We start from the raw sequence: 22,416 nt of genomic DNA on the forward strand, positions 1-22,416 counted from the left end.
TGCGTCTCACGAAAGGAACCGACATGGCCTCCCGCTCCCTTCCGCTGTTCCTCCTGGGTGCCGCCGTCCTCGGCGGCTGCGGTGCTCCCGAGACTCCCGCCACCACCGAGCAGGGCGAGGGCGCGCTCGTCCCCGCCGTGGAGACCTCCGAGCCGTCCAACGCCGTCACCTCCTTCGCGTACTGCGATGACGTGACGACGTGGGACACCAACTGGGCCAGCCTGGAGTCGCAGGTGCTCACGCTCGTCAACCAGCGCCGGGCCGCGGGTGCCACCTGTGGCGGCGTGGCGAAGGCGCCCGCGCCCGCGCTCACGCTGGACACGCGGCTGCGCTGTGCCGCGCGCCACCACTCGCGCGACATGGCGACGAACAACTTCATGAGCCACACCGGCTCGGACGGCACCACGCCGTGGCAGCGGATGACGTCGGCGGGCTACACGTACCGGAGCGCCGCGGAGAACGTCGCGGCGGGCTACTCCACCGCCGCCGCCGTGGTGAATGGCTGGATGTCCAGCACCGGCCACTGCAACAACATCATGAACCCCGGCCTCCGCCAGATTGGCATCGGCTACGCCTGGTCGTCGACGAGCACCTACAAGCACTACTGGACGCAGGACTTCGGCACGCCCTGAGCGGTAGAGTCCCGCGGCGCGGCGTCCGGCCCCCCCGGGCGCCGCGTCTGCTATGGACCTCGTCCTCCTGCTCGTCGGCCTCGTCAAAGTGGTCTTCGGCGGCCTCGTCGCCGCGCTGGGTATCTGGCTCGGGCTGCGCGGCCTGAGCCGCATCCTCGGCACCAACCCCGTGGAGGAATTGCGCCAGGGGAACACCGCCGCCGGCGTCGTCCACGCCGCGAGCCTGCTGTCGCTGGGCCTGCTGGTGCAGCACGCGGTGCAGGCCACGTCGGACGCGGTGGACCTCACCGTGCGCACCCCGCCCTTCCAACCGCTGATGGTGGGCAAGCTGCTCGCCGTCGCGGTGCTGCACGTGGGCCTGTCCCTGGGCGTGGGCGTGGCGGTGCTGGCCATGGGCGTCCTGCTGTACGACAGGATGACGCCCGGCATCGACGAGCTCGCCGAGGTGCGCAAGGGCAACGTCGCCGCCGCGCTCATCCTCTCCGCCATCCTGGTGGTGCTCGCGCTCCTGACGGCGCCGGGGCTCCAGGCGGCGCTCAACGGCCTCATCCCCTTCCCGCAGCTCCCCGAGGGGACGCTGCGCGCGCCCGCGTGACGGAACGGGAGGGCGCGGCCATGGCCTCCGGCTCCACGAAGACGCTCCTCAAGGTGCTGCTCGCGGTCATCGCCTTCGGGAGCTGTTTCTGCTGCTGCGGGCTGGGCATGCTCGGGCGGTTGGCGGAGCTGGACGTGCGCGCGCCGCTGCCCGGCTTCCCGAGCAGCGTGCGCGTGGTGGACCTGGGCGCGGTGCTGCTTCCCTCCGGCACGCCGCCGCAGCGTGCGCGCAACTACGAGTGGAAGGCGGAGAACATCAGCCCCCCGCAGCACTCCCTGGCCTACGGGCTGGGCACGGACCTGATGTTGGAGCTGGAGGAGGAGCACGCCGCGCTGGGCCGCCGGCTGCGCTACCGCTCGCTGGGCCCCGAGCGCTTCACCTACAACGCCCCGGTCGGGTGCACCGCTGACATGCGCTGCATCTACGAAGAGTTGATGCGCACCAACGCGGAGCCGGTGCGCGCGCTGGGCGAGCGCTTCGTCACCTCCATCCGCGAGCGCGGACTGGACGCCTCGCAGGCCGCGCAGCTCATCCTCGGCTTCGTGCAGCGCATCCACTACGAGCTGCCCGCGGACGAGCCCTTCGGCGTCGTGCCTCCGGCGCTGGTGCCCGCGGAGGACAGGGGCGACTGCGACTCCAAGGCGTTGCTGGCGGTGATGCTGCTTCGGCAGGCCGGCATCGACGCGGTGCTGCTCTACTCGGACCCGCTGTCGCACGCGGCGGTGGGCGTGGGGCTGCCCGGCAACGGCACCCGCCTGCGGTTCGGTGGGCGCAGCTACCAGTACGCGGAAGTCACCGCCGAGGGCTGGCCGCTGGGGATGATTCCCCCGCAGTACGACAAGCCCCTGCTGTGGAAGGTGCTGCCGCTCGACGAGAAGCCGGGCACGGCGGGCTAGAGGCCGCCGTGCCCTCCGTCACGTCTCGGGCGTGGGCTCGGACGCGGCGAGGATGTCACGCAGGTAGCCCTCGTAGGCCTCCTTCATCGGGAGCTCCGAGTCCACCTTGAGCCGCCGCCGCGACGTCTGCGTGCGCTGGCCGTTGCGCGGGTCCACGCCCTCCTTCATGTACTGCTCCCAGTAGATGGCGGAGCCCCGGCGCTGCCAGAGCGGCACCTCGTTGAAGTTGATGCCGCGCTGGAAGAGCAACTCGTTCTTGTAGCCCACGTTGCGCCCGTCCAGCTCGCGCGTGGCCTGCGTCGCCGTGCGGCCCTCCTTGCGCAGCGTCCAGTAGCACCAGCCGTGCAGCGCGCACCGGGTGCCGTCCGACTGCCTCCACTGGAAGTAGTCCAGCACCGCGCGCACGTTGGTGCCCAGCCACGCGCGGCCGTCGAACATGGCCGGCACGCCCGCCGCGTGCGTGAAGGTGGCGCTGGCGAGGCCCGCCGACAGCGAGACGAGCTTCTCCATGGAGCGGTCGAACAGCGACCACTCCGGCCGGAAGAGGACGGAGATTTCGTCGCTCTGCGTGTACGCGTAGATGCCCTGCAGGTCCTCCAGCAGCGCGCCGGCGGTGCGCACCATCAACTGGTGGAAGGCCGGGTCGAACGGCTTCTCGAAGCGCTCGCCGGTGAAGCGCGAGAAGCCCCGGCCGTCCACGCGCAGCACCGTCCACGCGCCCGGCAGCAGGCGCAGGCCGTGGAATACCTCCCCCTGTCGCATTCGGTTCGCCAGCTCATCCGGTTCCATCGGCCTCCTCCTTCCATTCCTCGACGCGGAAGTCGCCTTCCTCCGTCAATGTCACGTGGTACAGCGCATCGAAGCCCTCGGCGCGGCTCGGCCGCGTCAGCTTCTTCACCGTGGCGAACAGCGCCACGTCCGGCACCCTCGCCCGTCCCTGCCGTTGCGCGTTGCGCTCCAGGCACCGCTTCAGGTCCGACGCGAAGTAGTAGCCGACGACGCGCGCGCCGTGCTCGCGCCCCAGGGCGATGAGGGGCGCGCGCTCCTCGGGCGACGGGTTGGTGTTGTCCACCACCACCGAGCGCCCCGCCGCGAGCGCCTCGGCGATGTACCGCCGCTGCCTCGCCTCCTTCCGGCGCGCGTGAGGCCACTGGTCCTTGCTCACCAGCACGTGCGTGTCCGCGAAGCGCTGCCGTTGGAAGCTGCTCTTCCCAGAGCCCTGCAGACCGATGAAGAGGACCAGTTCCATGGCGGAGCCCCTTCCGACGCGACGCCACTCCAACCTCTGACGCCCCTCCCCATGGAGTGGCACCGGCACGCGCGGATGTCATCTACCTGGGGGGCGAATTGACTCTCCGTGAATATCTGAATTATCTAAGTCATCTCGTTTTCCTTGTTTCCCGATGCTGTTGCCACCCGCTGCAGAGGAGACACCGAGATGAAGCTTCCCTTCTCGCCGTACTCGGATTGCTGGCGCCCGCTCACCGTCCTGGCCCTGGGCTGGGGCATGACTGTTCCACTGCCGGCGCTCGCCGCACGGCAGCCGGACGCACGGCCCGGCGTGGCGCGCGCCTCGGAAGCACTCGGGCAGGCGCGGCTCGTGGAGTCGGCCGCGGTGGCGAAGGCCGGCCTCGTCGCGGGCTACGAGGGCCGCACCGAGGGCCGCTTCGCGCTCGTCACCGGCGCGGGGCGCGTCTTCCACCGCACGGACGCGGCGGTGCGCTCCCTGCGCACGGTGGACGTGCCTGCCACGGCGGTGCAGCTCCACACGTGGGAGGAGGAGGGCGCGGACGGCGTGCGCCAGGACTTCTTCGCCTACAGCCGCGGCGGCACGGAGCTCATGGGCCGCGTGCAGCCCACGAGCTACTTCATCCGCCTGGAGGGCACGCGGTTCGACCCGCTGCGCGGCGCCATGCCGCTGGTGACGGGGCTGCTCTCCGCGGACCCGGACAACACCCTGGAGCTGGTCCAGTTCCAGGGCACGCCGCTGCCGGAGTTCCGCGCGGCGATTGAAGCCTCGGGCGGCAAGGTGCTGCGCTTCCTGACGGACCACACCTTCCTGGTGGAGCTGGACGCGAGCGCGCACAAGCGCGTGGCGGAGCTGCCCTACGTGCGGTGGGTGGGCCCGTACCATCCGGAGTACCGCGTGGAGGCGCCGCTGCGTGAGTCGCTGCTCGGCCGCTCAGCGCGCCTGGAGCCGCAGCGCTACTCCATCATGGTGGGTGAGAACGGGGCGGCGCGGCAGGCGGAGGTGGCGGACCTGGTGCGCAGGCTGGGCGGCACCGTGGAGCTCGTGGAGCCGGGCGGCTGGCGCGTGGAGGCCACGCTCACCCAGCCGCAGCTCGAGCGGCTGGTGCGCTCCAACGCGGTGCAGTTCATCGACCGCTGGGGCGGGCCCGGCGAGGTGGACATGAACAACGTGCGCGCCATTGGCGGCGCCGCCGCGCTGGAGACGCTGAAGGGCTGGACGGGCCAGGGCGTGCGCGGCGAAATCTTCGACACCGAGCTGCGCACCACGCACCAGGAGTGGGCCAACGCGCCCATCATCCACAGCACGTCCAGCGCGGGCAGCGCCCACGGCACCTCGTGCTACAGCATCAACTTCGCCCGGGGCGTGGACACCAACGCGCGAGGCCTGCTGCCCTCGGGCCAGGGCATCTTCTTCCTCTACAGCGAGTCCACGCAGTTCGGCGGCACCAAGTCCCGCTACGACATCAACCGCGAGCTGACGGACCCGGCCGGCGCGTACCGCGCGGTGTTCCAGACGTCGAGCGTGGGCAGCGCGCTGGGCACCACGTACACCACCATCTCCGCCGAGGTGGATGACTACCTGCTCAAGTACCCCATCCTGAGCACGCAGTCGCAGAGCAACTCGGGCACGCGCAACTCGCGGCCGCAGGCGTGGGCGAAGAACATCGTCTCCGTGGGTGGCATGTACCACTACGACAACACCAACCGCGCGGATGACCGCTGGAACGGCGGCGCGAGCATCGGCCCGGCGGCGGACGGCCGCATCAAGCCGGACCTCGCGTACTTCTACGACGCCATCCGCTCGGCCAACAACACGAGCAACACGTCGTACTACAACTTCAGCGGCACCAGCGCGGCCACGCCGCAGACGGCGGGCCACTTCGGGCTCCTGTTCCAGATGTGGCACAACGGCGTGTGGAGCGGCTTCGGCGGCGGCACGGACGTCTTCGCGAGCCGCCCGCAGATGGCCACCGCGAAGGCGCTGATGATCAACATGGCGTACCGCTACAACTGGCCGGCGGGCGGCACCAACGGCGACCTGGACCGGTACAAGCAGGGCTGGGGCACTGCGGACGTGAAGCGCCTGTATGACCGCGCGGCGGTGACGAGCATCATCAACGAGACGGACGTGCTCACGCCGCTGTCGAAGAAGACGTACAACGTCAGCGTGGCCACCGGACAGACGGAGCTCAACGTCACCCTGGTGTACACGGACCCCGCCGGCACCGTGGGCGCCGCGCAGGCGCGCATCAACGACTTGTCCCTGCGCGTGACGTCTCCCTCTGGCGTCATCTACTGGGGCAACAACGGCCTGACGGCGGGCAACGTGTCCACGTCGGGTGGCGTGTCCAACAAGCTGGACACGGTGGAGAACGTCTTCCTCGCCAATCCCGCGGCCGGCACGTGGACCGTGGAGGTGCTGGCGGACGAGCTCGTCCAGGACGCGCGCCCTGAGACGACCGCCATCGACGCCGACTACGGCCTCATCGTGAGCGGCGGAAAGATTTTCTAGCTTTGATGTGAAGCGGGGCCGGTGCATTCCGGGCAGGGGCACCGGCCCCGTTTATTTCAGTCGCGTGGCCGCCGACGCCTCGACACGACGGCGGGTCGAGGCCGGCTGCGCCCGTGCTCCAGGAGCCAGGGCGTCAGCGGGTGCCCGTGCAGGGCATTCACCACACGGGGGCGCAACTGGTCGCGCACCGTGGTCCTCATCAAGACATCGGTGGCGAGACGTTCCATCGTCTGCGGCGCAAAGAGCATCCGGTTCTCCGCGCCGTCCGCGGAGATGACGGCCCGGAGACCGAGTGCGAGCCGTGGCCTGGAGAAGAAGACTGCCTGCTTGCCCGAGAGGTCTGCCAGGGCCGCGCGAAGAGCCATGACGACGCCGTCCACGTGAGCGCGACGCCTGCGACTGTCCATGCGCTCCGCGTAGTAGTAGGACCAGACACTGCATCCTTCGCCTTCGCACCACTGGAGCGCGCACCGGACGCGGGAGTCCTCCCACTCGGCGTCGAAGGACAGCGGCTCGGGGTGGAGGCGTGGCGCATCCCCGATGAGCTCCAGGAGCCGCTCGGCAAGCCCTCCGGCGTAGTGCAGCCGCGTGCTCTCCCCCGTCCGGCGGTCCGTGAAGAGGGCCCTCACTCCGGAGGCCAGGAACGCCACTTCGCGGCAACGGTGCGAGAGCTTCTCCGCATCGAAGGTCGTCGTCTCGAAGAGGGTGGCGTCAGGGACGAGGCGGATGCGGATGACTTTCTCGGCGGCGATGGGAAGCGGCTCCGCCGGCTGGACCTCCCGGGACTCCCCCACGGGACGGCCCTCGACTCCGGACAGGTGCCACTGGTGTGCTCCATCCCACGTGTCCACCTCGTAGCGGGACGAGAGCGCGAGGGCGATGGGCATGCAGGCGCCCCAGCCCCAATCATCGAGCATGCTGTCCCGGCCCCACTCGGGCCCCAGCGGCGTCCGTTGCCCCATGCCTCGTCCCCTCACCACCTCGGCCAGCTCCGCGGGGGACGAGAAGCGGCCGGTGGAGACGAGGGTGAGGGCGCCATCCGCGCCAACCTCCAGCGTGAAGTCCCGGCACGCGCCCCGCCGTGCGTCCGAGTAGACGGCGTCCAGCATGGAGTAGACGAGGCGGTGCAGCCCAGCGGCGCCATTGTCCCCGACGTACATCCCCGGCCGCTTGCGCACGGCCTGGACGAAGTCGAGCTCGACGATGTCGGACGCCCCGTAGCTGTAGCTCTCAGTCACCCGTATCCCTCTGTCGAGAGTCTACCCGCCGGCCACCTGTTTTCCCTCTGGCGCGCGCATCCTTTCGGCCTCGTGGATTCAGTCGCGCGGCCGGCGATTCGTCACCACGGCGGGACGGGGCCGCGCTCGCGCGTGCTCCACGAGCCAGGGCGTCAGCGGGTGCTCCCGCAGGGCCTCCACCATCCGTGGGAGGAGCTGGTCGCGCACGGCATGCGCGAGGTCATCGGCTTCGAGCCGGTCCTCGGTGGGCCACCAGTACGGCATCATCACCTCGGCGCCCTCCTGGGCGATGATGGCCCGCAGCCCGCGCTCGAGGCGTGTCCTGGAGAAGGCTCGGGCCCGCGCCCCCATGAGCACCGCGAGGGCCTCCTGGAGGGCCAGGAAGACGCCGTCCACGTGCACGCCGTGCCTGCGCGTGCGAACCGATTTGACATACGAGTACACGCCGCCCTCGTCTTCACACCACTGGAGCGCGCACCGGACGCGGAGGCCCTCCCACTGGACGTCGAAGGACAGCGGCTCGGGATGATGGAGCGGCACGTCCGCGGTGAGCTCCCGGAGCCGCTCGACGATGCCTCCAGCGTAGTGCAGCCGCGTGCTCGCTCGCGTCCGTTGGTCCGTGAAGAGGGCCCGCAGCCCGGGAGCGAGGAACGCCATTTCGCGGCAGCGGCGTAAGAGCTTCTCCGCGTCGAACGTCGTCGTCTCGAAGAGGGCGGCGTCAGGGACGAGGCGGATGCGGATGCCCTTCTCAGCCGCGATGGGCAGCGGCTCCGCCGGATGGACGTCCCGGGGCTTCCCCACGGGACAGCCCTCGATTCCAGACAGGCGCAACTGATGCGCTCCGTCCCACGTGTCCACCTCGTAGCGGGACGAGAGCGCGAGGGCGATGGGCATGCTGACGCCCCAACCCCAATCCTCGAGCATGCTGTCCCAGCCCAGTTTCAATTCAATCCGCCGCGAGCTCTTCTGCATGGTGCGTCCCAGCACCGTCTCGGCGAGCTCCGGCGGGGACGCGGAGCGGCCGGTGGAGAAGACGGAGAGGGCGCCGTCCGCGCCAACCTCCAGCGTGAAGTCCTGGCAGGTCCCCCGTCGCGCGTCCGAGTAGACCCCGTCCAGCAGGTGGTAGGCGACCTGGTGCAGCCCATTGGCGCCCGTGTCCCCGACGACGCGCCCCGGCGCACCGCGGTTGGACAGAATGTTGGAGTGGTCGAAGTCCGACACATTGCCCTCTGTTGCCCGTGCTCCTGCCTGACGCCAGTCTACCCGCCGGGAGGCCGGCCGCCCTTGCCAGGCCAGCCGAAGCAAATGCTGTCAGCGGTGGCCAGCGCGGAGGCCGAGAAATCGGGCTTCGGCGCCGCGCCCCCCTGAACGGCTCCAGTCCGGATGGCCTGACGCGTGCCCGACGACATGAGAGTCGCGAGCCCCTCCGAACCGCTGGCCGTCCCCGCGCCCTGGTGGCATGACGTGCCCATGGCTCGTGACGTCTCCTTCTTCGACCACCTTGGCGCGCTCCTCTCCCGGGAGCGCGAGGCCGAGAAAGCCCGCCTGGCCTCCCTCGCGGAGAGCCTCTCCCTCGCCGAGCGCGAGGAGCACGGCCTGTCCGTCCTGGACCTGGAGTCCATCGAGGAGGAGGTGGGCCTGGGCGGCCGCTTCCTCGTCACCCTCGCCCGCGCCGACCGCCGCGCCCTTCCCACGCGCCTGCACAACGGCGACCTCGTCGCCATCCTCCCCCGCCGCGCCGAGGTGAAGGAGCCCGCGCGCGCCCTCATCTCCCGCGCCACCGCCACGCGCATCCAGCTCGCCTTCGACCGCTCGCCCCCGCCGTATGTCCACGAGGGGCTGCTGCGCCTCGACGTCGTCCCCAACGACGTCACGTATGACCGCCTCCGCGCCGGCCTCCAGCGCATCAAGGCCATGGACAAGGGCGCCGAGCGCCGCAAGCGCGAGGTGGTGCTCGGCAACGAGCCCCCGCGCTTCGACAAGCCGGCCGACTTCGAGCCCACCCGCCCCCTCAACCCCGAGCAGCTCGACGCCGCCGCCCGCGCGCTCGCCTCCGAGGACTTCTTCCTCGTCCACGGCCCGCCCGGCACCGGCAAGTCCACCGTGCTCGCCGAAATCGCCGCGCAGGCCGTCGCGCGCGGACAACGTCTGCTCTGCACCGCCGCCAGCAACGCGGCCGTGGACCACCTGCTGGACCTCTGCCTGGACAAGGGCCTGCGCGCCATCCGCGTGGGCCACCCCGCCCGCGTCGCCCCGCGCCTCCAGGAGCACACGCTGGACATCGTCGTGGAGGACCACCCGGACCGCGTCGTCTCGCGCGAGCTCTTCGACGAGGCCTTCTCGCTCCTGGGCTACGCGCGCCGCCAGCGCACGCAGGGCCGCAGCCGCGAGCGCTTCGCCAACGCGCGCGCGTCCACCACCGAGGCCAAGGGCATGCTCGACGAGGCCCGCGCGCTGGAGAAGAAGGCCGTGCGCGCCGTGCTCGCCCGCGCGGACGTCATCTGCGTCACCCTCGCCAGCCTCGACTCCGGTGTGCTCTCCAACGAGGAGTTCGACCTCGCCCTCCTCGACGAGGCCACCCAGGCCACCGAGCCCCTCGCGCTGCTCGGCTTCCTGCGCGCGCCGAAGGTCATTCTCGCCGGAGACCCGCAGCAACTCCCGCCCGCCGTCCTCTCGCAGGAGGCCGCCAAGGCCGGTCTCGGCGTCAGCCTCTTCGAGCGCCTGCTCAAGGACCACGGCGAGGGCGTCAAGCGCATGCTGCGCGAGCAGTACCGGATGAACGCGCGCATCATGGACTTCCCCTCGCGCGAGATGTACGGCGGCGAATTGCGCGCCCACCCCTCCGTGGCGGACCGCACGCTCGCGGACGTCCTCAACCCCGGCGCCGAGGTGGACGCCCCGCCCGTCCTCTACCTCGACACCGCCGGCAAGGGCTTCGACGAGGAGGTGGAGCCCACCACGAAGAGCCTCTTCAACGACGGCGAGGCAGACCTGATTGAGAAACGCGTGAAGGCCCTGCTCGCCCTGGGCCTGTCACCGCGGGAGCTGGCCGTGATTGCGCCCTACAGCGCCCAGGCCCACCGCCTGCGCGAGCGCGTGGAGGCGCTGCATCCCGAAATCGAAGTGGACACCGTGGATGCCTTCCAGGGCCGGGAGAAGGACGCCATCCTCGTCTCCCTCACCCGCTCCAACGGAGAGGGGCAGCTCGGCTTCCTCACGGACCTGCGCCGTATGAACGTGGCCCTCACCCGCGCGCGCCGGCACCTCTTCGTGGTGGGTGACTCCGCCACGCTCAGCGGCCACCCCTTCTACGCGCGCTTCATCGAGGGCACCCAGGCCACCGGCGCCTGGCGCTCCGTCTGGGAGTGGCCAGACGCAATGGAATGACCATGGCCAGGGGTCGGGGTCCAACGCGACCCAACCCTGGGGTACTACGCAAGGAAGTGCGACCCACCAGCGCCAGAATTGTCGCAACGCTGCACAATTTTTGTCACCCCATGCGTCTGGATTTGGGGTGCTGTCCTGGAATTCCGAGCGCTTGGCAGGGCTCCAGTGTCCGGCACGGGACATGCTTTCTCCCACGGTGGGGAGGAACCGCCACATGTCTCAACGGCCCACGGTGACTCAGGAAAACGACGTCTGGGTGATTCGCATCGAGAAGGACAACGGCAAGATGCAGGAGTACCGCTGCGCGACGGAAAACCAGGCGCGGCAGCTCGCGCTGGTGCTGTCGAAGCCCGACACGGGCGGCCCGCCGCGCGCTCCGGCCGAGCGATAGAGAAGACTCCTCCCGCCGCCCTCCGGCCACACGTGGCGTGAGGCGGCGGTTCTCTCGCGAGCCTCGACAGGGTAAGGCACGGGGGCAGGAGGCTCCCGTGTCCGCACCCTTCGAGTCGTTCACCGTCGATGCCCAGGGCCTTGCCCTCCACGTGCGCCAGCGCCATGCGTCGGGCACGCCGGCCGTCCTGTTCCTCCACGGCTGGCTGGACCACTCGCACAGCTTCGACGCGCTCACCGCGCACCTGCCGCTGGACTGGCGCCTCGTGCTGCTGGACTTCCGGGGCATGGGCCGCAGCGGGCACGTGGGCGGCGGGGGCACCTACAGCTTCAGCGACTACTCGCTCGACGTGGAATTGGCGCGCGTGGCCCTGGGCCTGGACGCGGTGCACCTCGTCGGGCACTCGCTGGGAGGCATCGTCTCGCTGGCCTACGCGGCCGCGCGGCCCGAGGTGGTGAAGAGCGTCTTCCTCATCGAGAGCCTGGGCCCCACCGCGGGAGACCCGGCCCGCGCGCTGGAGCGGCTGCGCGGCTCGCTCGACGACGTGCACCGTCCGCCCAACCGCAAGCGATACCCCAGCGTGGAGGCCGCCGCCGCGCGTCTGCGGGAGAACAATCCGTCCCTGCCCGAGCCCGCCGCGCTGCACCTCGCCCGCCACGGCACGGAGGCCTTCGAGGACGGCGTGGCCTTCACGTTTGATCCACGCCACCGCCGCCGCTTCGGCATGGCGTACGACGAGGCACAGTGGATGGCCGTGCAGGCCGGAGTCCGGTGCCCCGTGCGACTGCTGCGCGGAAGCGAGGGGCTCGCACCACCCGAGGCCGTGCTGCGCCGCCGGCTGGACGGGCTGCCCACGCTCTCCGGGGCGCCGCTCACCGTCCCCGGAGGCCACCACGTGCACATGGAGCAGCCCGAGGCCGTGGCCCGCGCCGTCACCGACTTCATCCGCGCGGTCTGAAGCCCTCCAAAAAGGTCGGGAAAAACCTTTCACCCTCCAGGGCAAGGCCGTTCCCACCTGTCGTCCTTTCGGGGACTTCCTCCTCCAAGCTCCTGATTTCACGAGCCCACCCGGACGCGAGCCGGTTGGTACGCGATTTGATTGGGGAGGGCGCGGTGGATCACGCACGAGGCCAGGTCGGGTGCGTGTGGGGAGAAGGGTGGGGAGCGGAAGATGAGGATGGGGCTGAGGGGGCGTGTGCTCGCGCTGGCGTTGCTCGCCACCACCGGGGTGGCCTGCCACGAGGGGGACCAGACCCGCGCGGTGCAGGCAACGGCGGTGCTGGACGTGGACGTGCTCGACTTCGGCGAGGTGCCGGTGGGCGAGTGGCGGGAGAAGGAGGTGCGCATCCGCAACGTCGGGTACGTGCCCTTCTTCGCGCTCGACGCACTGAAGCTCGGCGACAACCCTTCCTATGAAGTGGAGCTCGGGGAAGGCGGCGGGAGGGTGGAGCCCGGTGAGTCGCACCTCGTGAAGGTGCGCTTCCACCCGCTGAAGGAAGGCACCTCCGAGGACACGGTGCACGTGACGACGGACGCCAACCAGGGCGCGGAGGGCCAGGTGCGCGTCACCGGCATGGGCACGCCCACGCCCATCGGCGTGTACCCGCCCCTGCTGGACTACGAGACGCTGGAGGTGGAGAGCGAGCGCACGCTGGAGGTGACGGTCACCAACCCGGTGGACCTGCCACTGACGCTGGTGGTGCAAGGCGACAATCCGGACCCCTTCACCCCGGACACCATCACCATCCCGCCCTTCTCCTCGCAGAAGGTCAGCACGAAGTACCTGCCCCGGACGCTGGGCAGCATGGGCGCGCGCCTGGAGGTCCGTTCATGCGAGGGCTGCACGCCGTCCGTGGTGGACCTGAAGGGCAACTCGGTGGCCAACGCCTTCGCGTTCGACCCGGCGCCGGTGCCCTTCGACCAGATTCCGGTGCACGAGCGCACCGAGTCCTTCACCCGCGCGCGCAACATCACCTGGCGCCCCGTCACCATCTCCAAGCTCGTCACCAGCGACCGCGCCTTCGTGCCGCTGTCCAAGCCGGAGGGCAGCGTGGTGCAGCCGGACGAGACGGTGGAGGTGAAGATGGAGTTCGCCGCCCGCTTCTCCGGCCCCAACGTGGGCGACCTCACCGTGCACTACGCGTCCGACAAGGACCGTCAGTCGCAGGTGATTCTGGACGCGCGCGGCGGCCGGCCCACGCTGGCGGTGACGCCCGTGAATCTGGACTTCGGCGAGCTGCCGGTGGGCGGCAAGGTGGAGAAGGTCATCCGCATCACCAACGCGGGCAGCAATGGGGATTTGCACGTCACCGGCGTGCGCGCGGACGGCGCCAGCGCCCAGTTCACCGTGGACGTGCCCACGCGCGGCACGCAGCGCTACGCGTGGAGCGGCGGCGCCTGGCCCACGCTGGACGCCAACTCGCTGGCGATTGCCCCGGGCAACGACGCGCTGGAGCTGAAGGTCTACTTCGAGCCCAAGTCCGAGGGGAACTGGCAGGCCACGCTGTACGTGCGCTCGGACGACATGTTCAACCCGGAGCGGTCCATCGTCCTCACCGGCCGCGCCCGCGCGAGCGGCCCGTGCGTGTATGAGCTGCTGCCGCAGCCGGCCATGGACTTCGGCAACGTGGTGCCCGGCCGCGGCGCGGTGCTGGGCTTCTACTTCCGCAACCCGGGCCGCGCCGAGTGCGCGGTGAAGGACATCCACATCTCCAACGACGGGGGCGGCGCCTTCTTCATGCCGGGCGGCAAGCTCACCGGTGGCGTCGTCGTCTACGACACGGCCTTCAGCGCCATGGTGGCCTTCCGGCCTCCCGCCGAGGGCTCGTACACGGGCGAGCTGAAGATGACGGTGAACAACCCGGCCTACCCCACGGTGACGCTGCCCCTGAAGGGCGTGTCGCGCGCGAGCTGCCTGGTGGCCACGCCGTCCTTCGTGGACTTCGGCCCCATCCGCTACGACTGCGCCGCGGCGCCGCGCAGGACGTACGTGGCCAACCGCTGCAGCGAGCCGATTACGGTGTCCGGCGCGGAGATTGGCAACGGCACCAGCAACCAGTTCACCCTGCTGACGCCGCTCAACACGCCGCGCGTGCTGGGGCCGGGCGAGGGCTTCGAGCTGGAGGTGGGCTACGCGCGCAACGTGCACGGCCAGCACTACAGCCCGCTGTACCTGCGCACGGACACGGAGGCCGCCCCGTTCCTCGTCCCGCTGCTCGCGGAGACGAACCACGAGGGCATCCAGGTGGACCGCTACACGCAGGGCACGGACAGCCAGCTCGACGTGCTCTTCGTGGTGTCCAACACCACCACCATGTCGCCGTACCAGAGCCGGCTGAAGGCGGCGATTCCGGACTGGCTGCAGACGGCGAAGCAGCACGGCGTGGACGTGCGCGTGGGCGTCACCAGCACGGGCCTCGTGGCGCGCGGCCAGCAGTGCGGCGGCGGCGCCAACGGCGGCGAGGCCGGGCGCCTCTTCCCGGTGAATGGCAGCAACCCGCGCGTGGTGTCCGGCACCGCCGGCAACGCGGCGGCGGACATCCAGGAGAACCTGGACGTGGGCCTGTGCCACAACCTGGTCCAGGGCCTGGAGACGATGCGCGCGGCCCTGTCCGCCCCGCTCTCCGAGCAGGTGGATGACCCGCGCACCGCGCAGCCCAACGACGGCAACGCGGGCTTCACCCGCGCGGCGGCGCGCATGGCGGTGGTGGTGCTGGCCGACGAGGACGACAACTCGGGCTTCAGCCCGGACAGCTACATCCAGTTCCTCCAGACGCTGAAGGGCACGGGCATGTCCCACCGCAGCCAGCTCTACGCGCTGGTGCCCACGGACAGCAGCTGCTCCACCGCAGGCAACGAGGCAGACCGCTTCGTCAGCGTGGCGAAGGGCACGGGCGGCCAGGTGGACTCCATCTGCCGCTCGGACTACCGCCCGCTGCTCGAGTCCGTCATCCAGCGCGCCGGGGCCCTCCAGGCGGACTTCCCGCTCACCGCGGACCCGTCGGGCACGGCGGAGATGACGGTGCGCGTGCAGGGGCAGGTGCTGCCCGCCAGCCAGTGGACGTATGACGCGGCCCGCAACTCCGTCGTCTTCAACGCCGGCGCGGTGCCCACGCCCGGACAGGCCGTGGAGGTCCGCTACCGCAGCGTGTGCAAGGCCCCTCCGGCCTCGCCATGAGGTTTCACGGACTCGGGGGTTGACAGGGGAGCCCGTGCGTTTCGGGAAATGACGCGCCGCGGGCTTCCTCCCCCAGCCCCGGCGCGGCTATCGTGGCGGCCGTCGTGGAAACGTTCGGCCGCTACGAGCTGCTCCGGAGAATCGCCGTCGGCGGCATGGGGGCCGTCTACCTCGCGAGGCAGAAGGGCCCCGTGGGGTTCCAGAAGCTTCTGGTGTTGAAGCGGCTTCTGCCCCACCTGTCCGAGGACGACGAGTTCATCCAGATGTTCCTCGACGAGGGGCGCATCGCCGCGCACCTGAACCACCCGAACATCGCGCAGATCTACGATTTGGGCGACGTGGACGGGCAGTTCTACATCGCCATGGAGTACGTGCATGGCGAGGCGGTGGGGCCGCTGGGCCTGAGGGCACAGCAGCGCAAGGTGACGATTCCCCTGGGGCTCAAGTGCCGCATCATCGCGGACGCGGCGGCGGGGCTGGACGGGGCGCACAACGCGCGCAGCCCGTCCGGGCGGAAGCTGGCGCTGATCCACCGGGACGTGTCGCCGCAGAACGTGCTGGTGGGCTTCAACGGTGGCGTGAAGCTCATCGACTTCGGGGTGGCGAAGGCGTCCGGGAAGCTGTCCCAGACGATGGTGGGAACCATCAAGGGCAAGCACGCGTACATGTCCCCGGAGCAGGCGCGGGGCGAGCCGCTGGACTGCCGCTCGGACATCTTCGGCCTGGGGACGGTGTTCTACGAGCTTTTGACGGGCGCGCGCCTGTTCAAGCGGGACACGGAGTTCGCCACGCTCAAGGCGGTGGTGGGGGCGAAGATTGTCCCGCCGTCGGAGCTGGTGCCGGACATCCCGAAGGCGCTGGACGCGATTGTGCTCAAGGCGCTGGCGCGCAAGCGCGACGAGCGCTTCTCCACGGCGGCGGAGCTCCAGCTCGCGCTGGAGGAGTTCCTGATGCAGCAGAAGCTGCACGCCACGCCCGCGCACCTCGCTGCGTTCATGCAGGACATGTACGCGGAGGAGTTGGAGGAGGAGCGCTTCGCCGCGGAGCCGACCGTCATCCACTACGACCCGAAGCTCGCGGCGCGGCTCGCGGCGGGCGGCACCGGGGCCGAGGCGAAGACGGCGAAGCAGGGTGGCGGCTCGACGCCCGGGGCGGTGCCGGTGAAGTCCTCTGGAGGCTCGTCCGCGTCGGCGGCGCCGGTGAAGACAGCGGGGAGCTCTTCCGCTTCAGCCTCCCCCGTGAAGCAGGCGGGAAGCGCGTCGGCACCCTCGACGCCCGTGAAGGGCGCGGGTGCCACGCCGTCCGCTTCGAGTGCGTCCGCCACTCCGGGCCGAAGCGCGGGAGCCCATGCGACCACGCCTGCCGCTCCCATGCCCGCCGCTCCGGTCCGCACCGCCACGGTGAACAAGATGCCCGCGGCGGCAGCGCCCGCGAAGCCCACTCCGCCGAAGCCCGCGCGGCCCGCGGGGGCGGAGGAGTCTCCCCCGCCCCGGCGCGTTCCTCCTCGCAGTGGAGGCCACGGCGAGGGCGAGCGGTAACGGCGCTTCACGCCGGGACGCCTCCCGTGGGGATGGGCCTTCTCGCCGTGGAGACCACGGCGAGCGGCAGGCGCACCTACCGGTCCCGGCCGTTGAACTTCTTCACGTTCAGGCCGTCGAGCTCCACGCCGTCCAGGCAGCGCACGTTGATGGCGTGCATCTCCTTGCCGCCCGGCACGATGCCGCGCGCGAAGGAGCGCACGCCGCACGTGGAGCAGAACAGGTGGTGGATGACCTTCTTGTTGAACTGGTAGTCGGTGAGGTCCTTCTCACCGGACTTCAGCGTGAAGCTCTCCACGGGCACGAAGCTCAGCAGCGTGCCCGTCTTCTGGCAGATGGAGCAGTTGCACGACACCAGGGGTTGGGACAGGTCCAGCTTCACGGAGTAGCGGACCTTCCCGCAATGACAGCCACCTTCGTAGCTCTTGAGCTCGGTCATGGGCGCGCATCCTGCCGCCGTGTCCCCGTGCCTGCATTGGAGAAATGCGACACGCAGTAGCATGAGCGACACCATGGCCCCTTCCCACCTCACCCTCTGTCTCGGGCTCCTGCTCCTGCTGTCCTGGTGCGCCTGCTCACCGAGCTACGTGCGGCACACCGCCCGGGTGCGTGAGTTGGCGGAGGCACGGCGCTACCCCGAGGCACTGCAGGCCCTGGACACCGAGGCGGAGCACGAGTCGCTGGACCGGCTGCTGGTGCTGGCGGACCGGGGCGCGCTGCTGCATCAGGCCGGTGAGTGGGAACAGAGCGCCCGGGCCCTCCACGAGGCAGCGGAGCTCGCGGACGAGCGCGAGACGGTGCGGCTGTCGCAGGAGCTCTTCGGGAGCGCGCCCTGGCGGATGGGGACGCTGGAGCGGCAGGCGCTACACTCGCTGAACGCGCTCAACTACCTCCAGCTCGGCCGGTGGGAGGAGGCGGCGGTGGAGGCACGGCTCACGGATGCGCTGCACCTGAAGCAGCACCTGGAGGCGCGGCACCGCACGGAGCTGGAGCGCAACCTCGCGCTGGTGCCCTTCGACGATGACTTCCGCGCGGACCTGGAGCGGCTCGCCTTCGGGCTGTACGTGAGCGCGCTGGCACACGAGCTGGAGGGGAACGAGACCTCGGCGTTCATCGACTACCTGGACGCCTGGCGCGTCACGCGGCGCGCGCCACCGGGGGCACCCTCGCACCTGGAGCACCTGATACCGAAGCTCGTGGAGGAGGCTCGGCGGTTGGGACGCGCGGAGCTGCCGGAGCTGGAGCGGGCCTGGCCGGAGCCCGTGACGCCCGCCGCACCGGACGAGGGGGAGCTGGTGGTCTTCGTGGAGGCGGGCCGCATCCCGGAGCGCTGCGTCGCTCCCGTGGGTGAAACCAGTGTCTGGTCCGTCTGCGCGCGGAGCTGGTCTCACGCGAAGGCGCGAGGTGGATGTCTCCCCGGGTCGCCCCTCGGTGCTCGTCGTGCGGATGGAGTGAGCGCTACCGGGCGCGCTGACCGGCGCTCCTCGCGCCCTCCTGGAACTTCCGCGCCTCTTCCGGGTGGAAGCGCTCCAACAGCTTCAGCTCCAGGTCCACCGCGCGCGGAGAGGTCCGAGGGCTGGGGCGCCGGCGTGCCCTGCCGTACACGGAAGATGTGCAGGTAACCGCGCCCTTCCGCCTCCCAGCCCCGGAGCAGGAACCCGGAGGACGTCGGCATGTCGCCCTCCCCTGGTCTCACGGGCACGGAGCACGTGCGCACGCCATCCTCCGCCGTCTCCCCGCCGCCGCACGCCCCCGCCACGTCCCGGGCCTCGGCCCAGAGGCGCTCCAGCGGCACGTCATAGGCGTAGTCGTAGAGCTGCTGTCGCAGGTACCCCTCTTCCGCGAGCCGCTGGCGCATGCCGCCGCAGCCGGCGGCGACCAGTACGGCACCCGCGAGGCATGCGATGCGAAAGGGGAGGCTCATTCCCGTGCAGTCAACCCCGTACGGGCCTCGCACGACAAGCCGCCGGGACGTCGCCCTACAGGCTCGCCAGCGCCACCCGGTACAGCGCGCGGTAGCCCATGCGCGGCGCGGGCTCGAAGCGGTCCGCGTTGAAGATGTCCTTCAGCAGCGCCAGCCCCTCCGGCGAAGACTGAAGCCCCAGCAGCGAGGACTCCAGCGTGCTCACCAGCTCCGGCGGCAGGCCCATGGCCACGGGCACGCCGTCATTGGGCGCCTCGTCCGTGTATGCAATCAGCTCGAAGCGGCGTCCGGAGCCCGCGCCCAGCACGTCCTCCACGCCCGTGGCGAAGGACAGGCCCGTGGAGGCCGGCGGGCAGAAGACGCTCGCCACGTCCGCCTTGCCATCCAGCACCGCCTCCAGCGCGCCCCGGTACGAGCCCGTGAAGTGCTGCGCGAAGAAGGCCCGCGTCGGCTCGTGCCCCTGCGCCTTCAGGTACGCCGTGGGCAGGAGGTAGCCCGCCACCGAATCCCGGTCCACCCACGCCGCGGTGGTGCCCTTCAGCCGCTCCACCGTCAGCCCCGCCCCCGCCCGGCACACCAGCGCCGCCCGGTAGGACGACATGCCCCGGCGCACCCCGCGCACCACCACCCGCACGCCCATGGCCTCCATGCGCGCGCAGACGAAGGGCGGCGCCCAGGCCGCGTCCGCCCGCCCGGACAACAGGTCCTTGGCGAGCGTCTCGTAGCTGGGCGCCACGGACACCTCCACCATCTTGCCCAGCGCCCGCTGGAGGAACGCCGCGAGCCGCTCCGCGCGCTCCCGTGCCGTCTCGTTGCCCAGCGAGGGAGGAAGCCCGAAGCGGAACGAGTGGCGGGGCCCGGATGGGACTTGGAGGGTCATTCAGCCCCCTAACTACCCCTCCCTGCCCAGTCGCGCCACTTCGTCGTCGGCCAGACCGAACGTCGCCTGGAGCATGTCGAGGATGCGCTGCTCCGCCAGGCTCGGCTCGCCCCCCGCGTGGGCAATCTTCGTGGCCAGCCGGTAGGCCTTCACCCGCTGGACGTGGGTGGTGAGCCCGTGGGCCAGCACCTGGAGCCGCTGGGGCAGCCCCTCCGCCGCCAGGGCCGACACCGCCTCGCTCACGAAGCTCTGCGCGCGCTCCGGGCTGACGTTCTCGAAGAGGGGGTCCGCCGCGAAGCTCTCCACCAGCGCCCGGGCCTCCGCTTCCTTCAGCCTCCCGTCCGCGGCGCTCACCAGCACCATGACCTCCGCGAACAGGCGCTCCAGCGGCTCGCCCAGCGCCTCCGCCAGACTGCCGCCGTTCTCGATGACGTCGATGATTTGCGCCACCTCGTCCTCGGAGATGCCCAGCGCGGCCTGGAACGTCTTCAGGAGGCCCAGCTCGTTGCGCGTGGCCCGCTGGTCCGCCAGCGCCACCGCCGCCGCCAGCCCGAAGGCCAGCATCCGGTTCTTGTGGTCCGGCAGCCGGCGCCGCAGCGAGGCCAGCACCTCCTCCAGGTCCCTGGCCTCGGAGAGCCGCTTCGCGCTCGTCTCCACCAGCGCGTTCAGCTCCTCCGGCTTCGTGCCCTCGAACTCCGGCCGCTCCAGCACGCGGGTGAGCAGCGTCTGCATCTCCCGCTGCGACACGTTGCCGTCGGCCATCGCCGCCAGCAGCATCGCCTCCACCAACGCGCCGTTGCGCTCCTTGCGCGCTGTCACTGCCTGCTCTCGAGCCATGGGCTGGCGCTCCCTTGCGTATCCTTCGTTTCCGTCGTCGGCACCCCGTCCTCCCGCGGCGCATTCAGCGGGTCGGGGTTGAGCGTCTTGTCCAGCAGGTGCGTCGGCCGCACGTTCATCATCGCGTTGAGCACGCTCTGACGGACGTTCGGAATCTCCTTCCCCAGTTCCTCCATCAGCTTCTGCATCCGCTTGCGCTGGAGGTTCTCCTGCGAGCCGCACAAGTCGCAGGGGATGATGGGGAACTGCATCAGCTCCGCGAACTTCGCGATGTCCTTCTCCGGCGCATAACACAGCGGGCGGATGACCACGTTGCGCCCGTCGTCGCTCTTCAGGAGCGGCGGCATCGCCTTGAGCGAGCCGGCGAAGAAGAGGTTGAGCAGGAGCGTGTGGATGAGGTCGTCCCGGTGGTGGCCGAGGGCAATCTTGGTGCAGCCGTGCTCCACCGCTGACGTGTAGAGGATGCCGCGGCGCATGCGCGAGCACACCGCGCACTGCGTCTTCCCGGGGGGCGTCTTCTCCAGGACGATGCTGTAGGTGTCCTCCTTCAGCATCTTGTAGGCGTAGCCCTCGCGCTGGAAGTACGCCTCCAGCTTGTCCGCGGGGAAGCCCGGGTGACCCTGGTCCAGGTTCACCGCCAGCAACTCGAACTTCACGGGCGCTTTGCGCTGCAGCTCCCGCAAGAGGTGGAGCATCGTGTAGGAGTCCTTGCCTCCCGACACGCCCACCATGATGCGGTCCCCCGCCTCGATGAGGCGGTGGTCCGCGATGGCCCGGCCCATGTGGCCAAGCAGAGTCTTTTCCAGGCGCTGGACGTCGTTCATCGGCGTGGCCATCCTAGCGGCGGCCCGGGAAAAAACACCTCAAAGGGGAGCCCGGGTCCGCTAGCCTGCCCAGCCCGATGCCGACCTACCCGCAGGGTGCCGTGGACGTGGTGGATGCCGCAGGGGCGCAGAGCGCCACCCGCAAGCTCGAGGAGGCGCGCGAGGTGGCCGTGGACCTGGAAGCGGACTCCATGCACGCCTTCCGCGCCCGGCTGTGCTTCCTCCAGCTCGCCACCGACGAAGACGTCTTCCTGTTCGACACGCTCCAGCCGGGCGTCGAAGCCCGCCTGCTCGCCCCGCTGATGGCCGACCCGGCCCGCACCAAGTTCTTCCACGCCGCCCAGGGGGACTTGCAGTTCCTCGCCGAGGTCGGCGTCCGGGTGCAGGGCCTGTTCGACACCCACCGGGCGGCCACGCTGCTGGGCTGGCCCAAGGTGGGCCTGGCCGATGTCGCCCGCGAGCGGCTGGGCGTGGAGCTGCCCAAGGAGCACCAGCAGTCCGACTTCTCCATCCGCCCGCTGCCCGCCGGCATGCGCGACTACATCGCCAACGACGTGCGCTACCTCTGCGAGCTGGGGCGCAACGTCCGCGAGGCGTGCCGCGAGGCGGACATCCTGGAAGAGGTGCTGCTGGACTGCGTCCGCCTGTGTGACGAGGCCGTGGCGCGGCCCGACGTGGGCGCGGACTTCAAGCCCAAGCTGCCGCGCGCGGGGCTGAATCCCGCGCAGCTCGCCCTGGCCAACGCCATCGCCCAAGCCCTGCACCGCAAGCGACTGGAGTGGGCGGAGAAGGAGAACGTCCCCATGGGGCGCATGCTCTCCAACATGGCGATGGGCGACATCGCCGTGAAGCTGCCCGCCAATCCGCGCGAGCTGGCGCGCATGGCCGGCGTGCGCGGCGCGTTCGTCCGCACCTTCGGCGACGAAGTCCTCGCCGTGGTGCGCGACCTGGTGGAGAAGTCCCGCAAGGGCGAGCTGGAGCCCGAGCGCGAGGCCAAGGGACCGCGCGACGCCAACCGGCGCAAGCGCGAGGACGCCCTCAAGCAGTTCCGCGTGGAGAAGGCCACCGAGCGCAAGGTGACGCCCAGCGTGGTGCTGCCCAATCCCATCCTCGACATGCTGGCTGGCCGGCCGCCCCAGGGCCTGGACGAGCTGGCCCAGGTGCCCTACTTCGGCGAGAAGCGGCTGCGGCTCTATGGGCCGGCCCTCATCGAGCTGCTCGCGAAGTTCCCGGTGCTCAACGCCTGACACATGCGGTGACACCGTCACCGCAATCTTCTCCCCGCACGCAGGGAGGCAGTCGTGCAGGCCCTCCCGCGTCAGTCCTGACACCCA

At 70.6% G+C, this 22,416-nt stretch carries 19 protein-coding genes; 11 read left to right on the top strand and 8 right to left on the bottom strand.

Annotated elements, in window-relative coordinates; genetic code table 11:
* Window positions 1-23 precede the first annotated feature (23 nt).
* From ACVTJA_RS41935 to ACVTJA_RS41945, 3 genes are read left to right on the top strand one after another with little or no spacing between them, the layout of a single operon-like run.
* On the top strand, window positions 24-632 hold the full coding sequence (locus tag ACVTJA_RS41935) for a CAP domain-containing protein (protein WP_465829088.1): 609 nt from the start codon (window positions 24-26) through the stop codon (window positions 630-632).
* 52 nt (window positions 633-684) lie between these two features.
* The gene (locus ACVTJA_RS41940; protein WP_465829090.1) at window positions 685-1,227 is read left to right on the top strand and encodes a DUF350 domain-containing protein; all 543 of its coding nucleotides are present in this window, start codon (window positions 685-687) and stop codon (window positions 1,225-1,227) included.
* A gap of 20 nt (window positions 1,228-1,247) precedes the next feature.
* Entirely contained in the window at window positions 1,248-2,123 is an 876-nt protein-coding gene (locus ACVTJA_RS41945) for a transglutaminase-like domain-containing protein (RefSeq protein WP_465829092.1), read from the top strand.
* Between the two features lie 18 nt (window positions 2,124-2,141).
* Here ACVTJA_RS41945 and ACVTJA_RS41950 read toward each other — a convergent pair whose 3' ends face one another.
* Together ACVTJA_RS41950 and ACVTJA_RS41955 are read right to left on the bottom strand one after the other, a co-directional pair.
* On the bottom strand, window positions 2,142-2,912 hold the full coding sequence (locus tag ACVTJA_RS41950; protein WP_465829093.1) for a tRNA(His) guanylyltransferase Thg1 family protein: 771 nt from the start codon (window positions 2,910-2,912) through the stop codon (window positions 2,142-2,144).
* Window positions 2,899-3,372, bottom strand: coding sequence for an AAA family ATPase (locus ACVTJA_RS41955; protein WP_465829094.1), 474 nt, complete (start codon window positions 3,370-3,372; stop codon window positions 2,899-2,901). The genes ACVTJA_RS41950 and ACVTJA_RS41955 overlap by 14 nt, the downstream gene beginning before the upstream one ends.
* A gap of 189 nt (window positions 3,373-3,561) precedes the next feature.
* Between ACVTJA_RS41955 and ACVTJA_RS41960 the strand changes: the two genes are divergently transcribed.
* Window positions 3,562-5,886 carry a S8 family serine peptidase gene (locus ACVTJA_RS41960; RefSeq protein ID WP_465829095.1) on the top strand — a complete coding sequence of 775 codons (2,325 nt, stop codon included), beginning with the start codon at window positions 3,562-3,564 and terminating at the stop codon, window positions 5,884-5,886.
* Between the two features lie 56 nt (window positions 5,887-5,942).
* Here the strand turns inward: ACVTJA_RS41960 and ACVTJA_RS41965 are convergent, their stop codons facing one another.
* Both ACVTJA_RS41965 and ACVTJA_RS41970 read right to left on the bottom strand, forming a co-directional pair.
* The gene (locus ACVTJA_RS41965) at window positions 5,943-7,124 is read right to left on the bottom strand and encodes a DNA topoisomerase subunit B (protein ID WP_465829097.1); all 1,182 of its coding nucleotides are present in this window, start codon (window positions 7,122-7,124) and stop codon (window positions 5,943-5,945) included.
* Window positions 7,125-7,202: 78 nt separating this feature from the next.
* Window positions 7,203-8,345 carry a DNA topoisomerase subunit B gene (locus tag ACVTJA_RS41970; RefSeq protein ID WP_465829099.1) on the bottom strand — a complete coding sequence of 381 codons (1,143 nt, stop codon included), beginning with the start codon at window positions 8,343-8,345 and terminating at the stop codon, window positions 7,203-7,205.
* 249 nt (window positions 8,346-8,594) lie between these two features.
* On the opposite strand from ACVTJA_RS41970, the gene ACVTJA_RS41975 reads away from it, so the two are divergent.
* The 5 genes from ACVTJA_RS41975 (at window position 8,595) to ACVTJA_RS41995 (ending at window position 16,617) form a co-directional block, all read left to right on the top strand.
* Window positions 8,595-10,511, top strand: a complete 1,917-nt coding sequence (locus ACVTJA_RS41975) for an AAA domain-containing protein (protein ID WP_465829100.1) — start codon at window positions 8,595-8,597, stop codon at window positions 10,509-10,511.
* 214 nt (window positions 10,512-10,725) lie between these two features.
* Window positions 10,726-10,902: a hypothetical protein gene (locus ACVTJA_RS41980; RefSeq protein ID WP_465829101.1), complete on the top strand. Its 177-nt coding sequence runs from the start codon at window positions 10,726-10,728 to the stop codon at window positions 10,900-10,902.
* Window positions 10,903-10,999: 97 nt separating this feature from the next.
* On the top strand, window positions 11,000-11,860 hold the full coding sequence (locus ACVTJA_RS41985; protein ID WP_465829102.1) for an alpha/beta fold hydrolase: 861 nt from the start codon (window positions 11,000-11,002) through the stop codon (window positions 11,858-11,860).
* Between the two features lie 213 nt (window positions 11,861-12,073).
* Window positions 12,074-15,079: a choice-of-anchor D domain-containing protein gene (locus tag ACVTJA_RS41990; RefSeq protein ID WP_465829103.1), complete on the top strand. Its 3,006-nt coding sequence runs from the start codon at window positions 12,074-12,076 to the stop codon at window positions 15,077-15,079.
* A gap of 104 nt (window positions 15,080-15,183) precedes the next feature.
* Window positions 15,184-16,617, top strand: a complete 1,434-nt coding sequence (locus tag ACVTJA_RS41995) for a serine/threonine protein kinase (protein WP_465829104.1) — start codon at window positions 15,184-15,186, stop codon at window positions 16,615-16,617.
* A gap of 76 nt (window positions 16,618-16,693) precedes the next feature.
* Here ACVTJA_RS41995 and ACVTJA_RS42000 read toward each other — a convergent pair whose 3' ends face one another.
* The gene (locus tag ACVTJA_RS42000; RefSeq protein WP_465829105.1) at window positions 16,694-17,056 is read right to left on the bottom strand and encodes a GFA family protein; all 363 of its coding nucleotides are present in this window, start codon (window positions 17,054-17,056) and stop codon (window positions 16,694-16,696) included.
* Between the two features lie 73 nt (window positions 17,057-17,129).
* Between ACVTJA_RS42000 and ACVTJA_RS42005 the strand changes: the two genes are divergently transcribed.
* A complete protein-coding gene (locus tag ACVTJA_RS42005; RefSeq protein WP_465829106.1) occupies window positions 17,130-18,239 on the top strand; it encodes a COG3014 family protein in 1,110 nt (369 codons plus the stop codon).
* A 357-nt stretch (window positions 18,240-18,596) separates the two neighbouring features.
* Here the strand turns inward: ACVTJA_RS42005 and ACVTJA_RS42010 are convergent, their stop codons facing one another.
* Genes ACVTJA_RS42010 through ttcA form a run of 3 tightly spaced genes read right to left on the bottom strand, consistent with a single transcriptional unit; the run spans window position 18,597 to window position 21,094 of the window.
* Complete coding sequence (locus ACVTJA_RS42010; protein ID WP_465829108.1) at window positions 18,597-19,421, bottom strand: phosphate/phosphite/phosphonate ABC transporter substrate-binding protein; 825 nt, start codon at window positions 19,419-19,421, stop codon at window positions 18,597-18,599.
* A 12-nt stretch (window positions 19,422-19,433) separates the two neighbouring features.
* Window positions 19,434-20,258 carry a TerB family tellurite resistance protein gene (locus ACVTJA_RS42015; protein ID WP_465829110.1) on the bottom strand — a complete coding sequence of 275 codons (825 nt, stop codon included), beginning with the start codon at window positions 20,256-20,258 and terminating at the stop codon, window positions 19,434-19,436.
* The gene (gene ttcA, locus ACVTJA_RS42020) at window positions 20,237-21,094 is read right to left on the bottom strand and encodes a tRNA 2-thiocytidine(32) synthetase TtcA (RefSeq protein ID WP_465829111.1); all 858 of its coding nucleotides are present in this window, start codon (window positions 21,092-21,094) and stop codon (window positions 20,237-20,239) included. The genes ACVTJA_RS42015 and ttcA overlap by 22 nt, the downstream gene beginning before the upstream one ends.
* Before the next feature lie 65 nt (window positions 21,095-21,159).
* On the opposite strand from ttcA, the gene ACVTJA_RS42025 reads away from it, so the two are divergent.
* A complete protein-coding gene (locus tag ACVTJA_RS42025) occupies window positions 21,160-22,329 on the top strand; it encodes a ribonuclease D (protein ID WP_465829113.1) in 1,170 nt (389 codons plus the stop codon).
* Window positions 22,330-22,416 lie beyond the last annotated feature (87 nt).

The sequence above is a fragment of the Pyxidicoccus sp. M6 genome (assembly GCF_055568925.1).